8 protein-coding genes are annotated in these 6,682 nt (G+C 54.1%); 7 read left to right on the top strand and 1 reads right to left on the bottom strand.

Going from position 1 to position 6,682, the window contains the following annotated elements:
• The 7 genes from IKE44_RS07120 to IKE44_RS07090 all read left to right on the top strand — a co-directional run.
• On the top strand, window positions 1-214 hold a 214-nt coding region (locus tag IKE44_RS07120), incomplete at its 5' end, for a DUF2512 family protein (protein WP_287465454.1).
• A 262-nt stretch (window positions 215-476) separates the two neighbouring features.
• The gene (gene ilvA, locus IKE44_RS07115) at window positions 477-1,748 is read left to right on the top strand and encodes a threonine ammonia-lyase IlvA (protein ID WP_033014077.1); all 1,272 of its coding nucleotides are present in this window, start codon (window positions 477-479) and stop codon (window positions 1,746-1,748) included.
• Window positions 1,749-1,844: 96 nt separating this feature from the next.
• A complete protein-coding gene (locus IKE44_RS07110) occupies window positions 1,845-2,096 on the top strand; it encodes a YpmP family protein (RefSeq protein WP_033010003.1) in 252 nt (83 codons plus the stop codon).
• Between the two features lie 175 nt (window positions 2,097-2,271).
• Window positions 2,272-3,144: a DegV family protein gene (locus tag IKE44_RS07105; protein WP_287465451.1), complete on the top strand. Its 873-nt coding sequence runs from the start codon at window positions 2,272-2,274 to the stop codon at window positions 3,142-3,144.
• Window positions 3,145-3,180: 36 nt separating this feature from the next.
• Entirely contained in the window at window positions 3,181-3,753 is a 573-nt protein-coding gene (locus IKE44_RS07100; protein ID WP_287465449.1) for an SCO family protein, read from the top strand.
• A gap of 74 nt (window positions 3,754-3,827) precedes the next feature.
• A complete protein-coding gene (locus IKE44_RS07095) occupies window positions 3,828-4,598 on the top strand; it encodes an SGNH/GDSL hydrolase family protein (protein WP_033014083.1) in 771 nt (256 codons plus the stop codon).
• 37 nt (window positions 4,599-4,635) lie between these two features.
• Entirely contained in the window at window positions 4,636-5,211 is a 576-nt protein-coding gene (locus IKE44_RS07090; RefSeq protein ID WP_033014084.1) for a YpmS family protein, read from the top strand.
• Window positions 5,212-5,339: 128 nt separating this feature from the next.
• Here IKE44_RS07090 and IKE44_RS07085 read toward each other — a convergent pair.
• Window positions 5,340-6,682, bottom strand: a 1,343-nt coding sequence (locus tag IKE44_RS07085; RefSeq protein ID WP_287465445.1) for an RsmF rRNA methyltransferase first C-terminal domain-containing protein, incomplete at its 5' end; no start/stop codon positions are given.

Below are 6,682 nucleotides of genomic sequence, written 5' to 3'. Positions count from 1 at the left end.
TGCCCTCATTGCCCCGTCCGTCAACGTGGCATACGGCGCATTTTTCAGCGCCTTGGCGATCGGGGCGGTTGAAGCGTTTTTCCACTGGTATATGGAAAGCCATGTTCTCGAAGAGGCAAGGAGGGAAGAAGAGCACCGCTGGTATGATGAAGGAAGATGGGCAACGGAATTTGCCGAGGAAGAAGAGTTTAAAAAAGAGGACGACCGGACATAGCGCCGGTCGTTTTTTCGGTCCGCTTGCGCATGAACGAGCCGTTCGCTATGCCTGTATTGGCCGAGTGGAAGAGGTTTCTAGAAGCTCATCCGATGACGTCAAGCTAGGACCTCGGAAGCGTCCGGTAAAGCGGGATTATCGCGATGATCGTGAGCCAGCCCCTCTTCACTCAAAAACTTTTCGAAAATTCCCTTTTCTTTTTACGAATTTGTGATATAATCTACAAATCAAAGACAACTTAGAAAAGAAAGGGAACGAGAACATGGAACAACAGCTGAAACGAAAGCAAGGGGCAGTATACGTCGAGGACATTTTGATCGCGTATCATACGTTGAAGGATGTTGTGTTCCATACGCCGCTGCAAAAAAATCCGCTGTTATCCGAGCGCTACGAATGCAATGTCTACTTAAAGCGCGAGGATTTGCAAGTCGTGCGTTCGTTTAAGCTGCGCGGGGCGTACAACAGGATGAAGCATTTAACGGATGAGGAGCGGAGAAACGGGGTGGTATGCGCCAGTGCCGGCAACCATGCCCAAGGGGTGGCCTATTCATGCCGAGCGCTTGGCGTGCATGGGAAAATTTATATGCCGGCGACGACGCCGCGGCAAAAAGTGTCGCAAGTGCAGCTGTTTGGCAAAGACATGGTTGAGATCGTGCTTGTCGGCGACACGTTTGACGATTCCTACAACGAAGCGGTGAAGTGCGCCGAGGCGGAAGGGCGGACGTTCATCCATCCGTTTGATGACGAATACGTCATCGCCGGACAGGGGACGATTGGCGTCGAGGTGCTCAACGACTGCGATGAGCCGATTGACTTTTTGTTTGCCAGCATCGGGGGCGGCGGATTGATGGCTGGGCTGGGGACGTATGTGAAAAGCATTTCCCCGTTCACTAAAGTGATTGGCGTCGAACCGGCCGGCGCCCCATCGATGAAAACGGCGCTCGAGCATGGACGTGTCGTCACGCTTGAGGAGATTGACAAGTTCGTGGACGGCGCCGCCGTCAAAACGGTCGGGGAAAAAACGTTCGCCTTATGCCGCGGAGTGCTTGATGACATTGTCGTCGTTCCAGAAGGGAAAGTGTGCACGACGATTTTGGAGCTGTACAACGAAAACGCCATCGTCGCCGAGCCGGCTGGGGCGCTGCCGATCGCCGCGCTCGAGTTTTACAAGGAACAAATCCGAGGCAAGACGGTCGTTTGCGTGGTGAGCGGCGGCAACAACGACATCGACCGGATGCAGGAAATCAAAGAGCGCTCGATGATTTACGAAGGGCTGCAGCACTATTTCATCGTCAACTTCCCGCAGCGGGCCGGGGCGCTGCGCGAGTTTTTGGATGAAGTGCTTGGGCCGACGGATGACATCACCCGGTTTGAATACACGAAGAAAAACAACAAAGAAAGCGGACCGGCGCTTGTGGGCATCGAGCTGAAACGGCGCGAAGACTACGCGCCGCTCATCGAGCGGATGAAGAAAAAAGGTTTCCCGTTCCAAGAGGTCAACAAAGACCCGAACTTGTTCCATCTATTGATTTGACGAAAAAAGTCGGAACAAATTCGCCGCATTCCGACATACTTTTTCACCGGATTGGTGTATAATAAAAGTAAATCGGTGAAAAAGAGGATTGATATTTTGCTATTCAAAAGCCTCGAGTTTCAAAACGCGTATGGGCAGAAGGTCAAGATTATCGAAATCCCAGTATTGGAGGAAGAGAACACATACCGATTCATGATCCAACTGCGCTTGGAGGCGTTTATTGCAAAGGTGTACCGATCGAGAACGAGCCGTTCTGTGTATTCGTTCCGCGAACATTTGAAGAAAGTGCTGAAATGGCCTGTATATGAACAGATCTTTAAAGAAACGGCGTTAAAGCATAATGCATGACTGTTGTTGTTTTGCCCTTGGCGGCAAAACAACTTTTTTTCTGCCGGTATCGTTCATAATGGGCGATGTTCCTACTTGGGGATGAGCCGAGCTTGCTCATGGACGTTTTTAGGTAGGATTTTTGCCGGTTTCATTATATAATGGAAACGAGATCATCAGTATTAGGAGTGAGCGAATGAAACCAATCAAAATTGTAACCGACTCAACGGTTGATGTGCCGGCGGCGGTGCTTGCCGAGCACGGCGTTGAAGTCGTTCCGCTTCATTTGACAGTGGATGGGGAGGCGTTTATCGACCGGGTGACGATCACACCAGGGCAGTTTATGGCGAAGATGAAGGCAGCGCGTGAACTGCCGAAAAGCTCGCAACCGTCGATCGGTGAGTTTCTAGCTGTCTATGACCGGCTCGGGGCGGACGGAAGCGAGATCATATCGATCCATATGGCCGGCGAGCTGAGCGGCACGGTCCGTTCGGCTGAGCATGCGGCCGCTTTGACAGAGGCAGCGGTCACCGTCGTGGATTCACAATTTATTTCCTGTGCGTTGGGGTTTCAAGTGCTCGAAGCAGCACGTTTGGCCAAGGCGGGCAGAAGCGTCGCCGATATCATCCGGCGGCTTGACGAAATACGCCGTTGCACGCGGCTGTATGTTGTGCTTGATACGTTTGAGCATTTGGTGAAAGGCGGCCGCATCGGCCGCGGCAAAGCGCTCGTCGGCTCGTTGCTGCGCATCAAGCCGATCGCTGCGCTTGTTGACGGGCTGTATACACCGGTGTCGAACGTGCGCAGCTTTTCGCAAGCCATCGCCGATTTAGCGGGCCGGTTGGTTAAGGAGAAGGCGGAAGCGCCGGTGCGCGCGGTCGCCATTGCCCATGCCGATGCCAGGCGCTGGGCGGAGCGGCTGAGAGAAGCAGTCGCTGAGGCGATCGGTTCTGTGCCGGTTGACATTGTTGAAACGACGCCGGTTATTTCGATTCATACCGGACCCGGCGCGCTTGCGCTGATGTATTATACGGAAGAAGGGGAGCACAAGGGGTCGGGCGCAGTTTGAAACAAAGCGATACAGGATGAAAGGGACGAGCAGTGGATGTGGAAACGAATCATGATGATGGCAGCCGTTTGTTTGCTTGCCGCGTGCGGAAAAACAATTCCGGATGCCAAAAACTGGCCGGTCGCTGACTTTACGTTTGTCGATCAGACCGGCAAGCCGTTTGGACTTCGCGATCTGAAAGGAAAAGTGTGGGTCGCCGATTTTATTTTTACCAATTGCGAAACGGTGTGTCCGCCGATGACCGCCCACATGGCCAAACTGAAAGAGAAGGCGGAAGAAAAGGGGCTCGATGTTGAATTTGTTTCGTTCAGTGTCGACCCGGAAGTTGACACGCCGGAAAAACTGGCGGCTTATGCGAAGCAATTTACAGATGATCTAGCAAACTGGCATTTGCTGACTGGATACAGCCCGGCCGAGATCAGCGAGTTGGCGCAAAAAAGCTTTAAAATGATCGTGCAAAAGCCGGCCAATGACGACCAAGTCGTGCATGGCACCAGTTTTTATTTGGTCGGACCAGACGGAAAAGTGGTTCAGACGTACAGCGGCGTGCAAGATGTGCCATACGAAACAATTTTAGAGCATATCAAAATCGTGCAGTCGTCGCAATGAGGCAAAAACGGCTACCGCCTTTTTGCCTTCTTTTCGTCTTTCCCCTTGTTGCAGCAAAAGGCAGGTGTCAAACAATGAGACGGTGGGGATGGTTGTTGTGCTGCTGGCTGCTCGCCGGATGCGTGGCGCTTTCGGCGGGCGGAAAGCCGGAGCGCCCGCATGAAGCCGCCGTCAAGCAGACGGAAGCAAAGCCGTTGCCGAAAGACATTCACCTCGTCGCGTTAGGCGATTCATTGACCGAAGGAGTCGGAGACGGTGAAAGGAAAGGCGGCTATGTCGGCCGCCTTGTCCCGCTTTTGGCGGCGGAGGATGGGGTGCGGACGGTGACCGTCACGAATGCCGGAAAGCGCGGCCGGCGCATCACCGAACTTGAACCGGTTATTCGCGCCCATCAGGCGGAGCTTGAGCGGGCTCATATCGTCATGATCACGATCGGCGGCAATGACGTGATGAATGTCGTCCGCGCTCATTTTTTTGACTTATCATACGAGCGGTTTGCGAACGAGAGCCAACGATTTGCCGAGCGGCTCGATCATTTGTTGATGTTGTTGCGCACGATCAACCCGGATGCGGTCGTTGTCCTGATCGGCTTGTACAATCCGTTTTCCGCCACGTTGCCGAACATCCCGGAAATCGATGATGTCATCGCCGAATGGAACCGCACAAGCCAAGCAGTGGTTTCCCGCTATCCGCGCACGATCTTTGTGGATATTCAAGACATGTTTGCCAACCGCGATGATTTGCTTCACCGCGATGAATTTCACCCGAACGCCGAGGGATATGCGCAAATGGCAGTGCGGGTGTATGAGTCGCTCGATGCGCGAAAAGAGTGGTGGGCGAACTGATGGAAACGAAATGAAGCAGCATAAGGAGTATGTTGGAATGAATTGGAAACGATCGTTTTTCGTTTTGGCGGCTGTGAATGCTGTTGTGCTCATTCTTGCCGCTGTTTGGCTGCTGCAGCCGTCTCCGCCGGTGAAACGGCCGGAGCGCCTGGATGTGGAAGGGGCTTCGTTTACGGTGTACTCCAAAAAAGCGCACTTGAACGCTGTCATTAACGATTATTTGGCGGAAAAAACGAAAGACCATCCGCTTCGCTATGACGTTTGGCTCGCCGACCGCGTTTACGTCTCGAGTGAAATTCCGATCTTTGGGCGCAACGTCGAGCTCGTCGTCTCGTTTGTGCCGAAAGTCGTGAAAGGCGGGAACGTCGAACTTGTCGAACCGGTCATTTCGCTCGGCGACTGGAAGCTGCCGGTGACGTACGTGCTTCGCTACTTGCAAAAGCATGCGCCGCTGCCGGATGAAGTCATCATCGATCCGGGACGGGCCCGCATTTATGTGGCGCTCCATGAGATTCGTTTTGGCAACGGGTATCAAGTAGCGGCGAAAAAAATCGATTTGGCGGCCGATGAAATCGTATTTACCTTAACGATCCCGACAAACCGTCCGCGGTAAAAACGTTGACGTCAACGTTTTCCGTGCAACATCGTGAATCTTGTCGGCGTCTATTTGGAAGAAAAAGGGTGTCTCAAAGGCAATGAGACACCTTTTTTTGGCCGTTCCAGCCTCGTGCGGCCCCGCCGTTAGATCAGGCGCAGCCCTTTCGGATAAAAGTTTTTCACCGTCCCTTTGACTTCTTTTCCCCAGCCGAATGGAAACCCGTCGACCGTCACAAGCAGCCAGCCGCGGTCGCCGCCAGTGGAAAGCGTCTCGCCGCGCCAATATTGGACGATTTCGCGGCTTGCGCTCGATAGGTCAAGCACATGTTTCGCTTCCTCTGTCCGCAGCGCCAAGGCAAGGGCATGGTTCGGCTCAAACCGCTCCTTTTTGGCCTCGCCAAGATGAAGGCCAGCGCGCACCACTTTCAAGCCGGACAAATCCGGGCATCGGTCCGGGAGCATGGCCAAATGGCTGCCAAACGAGAGGATTGTTCCGTGCTGCACGGTTTGCAACGATTGCTGTTCAAATTGGCGGTACAATCGGACGGCCGCTTTTGGCGCGTTCGCTTTCGCCCACCGCCCGCTCCAAGGTGGAGTCGGCCGCTGTTTTTGCAGCTTGGCGACAAAATGTCCTTCCCCTTTGAGGCGATGCGGCCAAAGGCGGGCGGCGTGGACGAGATCGGATCGATTGGTTTTCGTCCATTCCGGCCGTCCCGGCTCGATGCCGCCGATTTTCGCAATCGGCAGCAACCGCAAATCATCGTACGTCTCGAGCAGCCATTCCATCGTTTGCTCGTTTTCCTCCGGAGAGAACGTGCATGTTGAATAGACAAGAATGCCGCCTTCTTTCAGCATCGCATAGGCGCTTTCTAAAATGCGCCGCTGCCTTGCCGCGCATTCTTCCACATAGGCCGGACTCCAAAACGAGGCGGCCTCTTCTTCTTTCCGGAACATGCCCTCCCCCGAGCACGGAGCGTCCACTAAAATTTTGTCAAAAAAGCCGGGAAACCGCTCGGCAAGCGTTTCGGGAGCTTCATTGACGACGACGGTGTTCGTCAAGCCGAACCGTTCGACGTTCTCTGCAAGCGCTTTGACCCGTGTCGGGTGGATTTCGTTGGCGACAAGCAGCCCTCTGTTTTTCATCATCGCGCCAAGCTGGGTCGTTTTCCCGCCAGGGGCGGCGCACAAGTCAAGCACCGTATCCCCCGGCTCAGGCTGCAGCGCCTCGGCGGCCGCCATCGCGCTCGGTTCTTGAATGTAATACAGGCCGGCCGCATGGTACGGATGCTTTCCCGGCTGTTCGTCCGGTTCATAATAAAACCCGGTCGGGCAAAACGGCACCGGGGAAAGGGAAAAGGGCGCCGTTTTGACCCATGCGCCCGGGTCGGTTTTCAACGGATTGACGCGCAAGCCGTTGATTTTTTCGTTTTCATACACAGCGAAAAACTCGTCTGCTTCTTCATCAAGCAGCTTCTTCATTTTCGCGA

Source organism: Geobacillus sp., from assembly GCF_017515625.1.
GTDB lineage: Bacteria > Bacillota > Bacilli > Bacillales > Anoxybacillaceae > Geobacillus > Geobacillus stearothermophilus.
The sequence above is the reverse complement of the archived record's forward strand: the minus strand, read 5'-3'. Positions and strand labels throughout refer to the sequence as shown.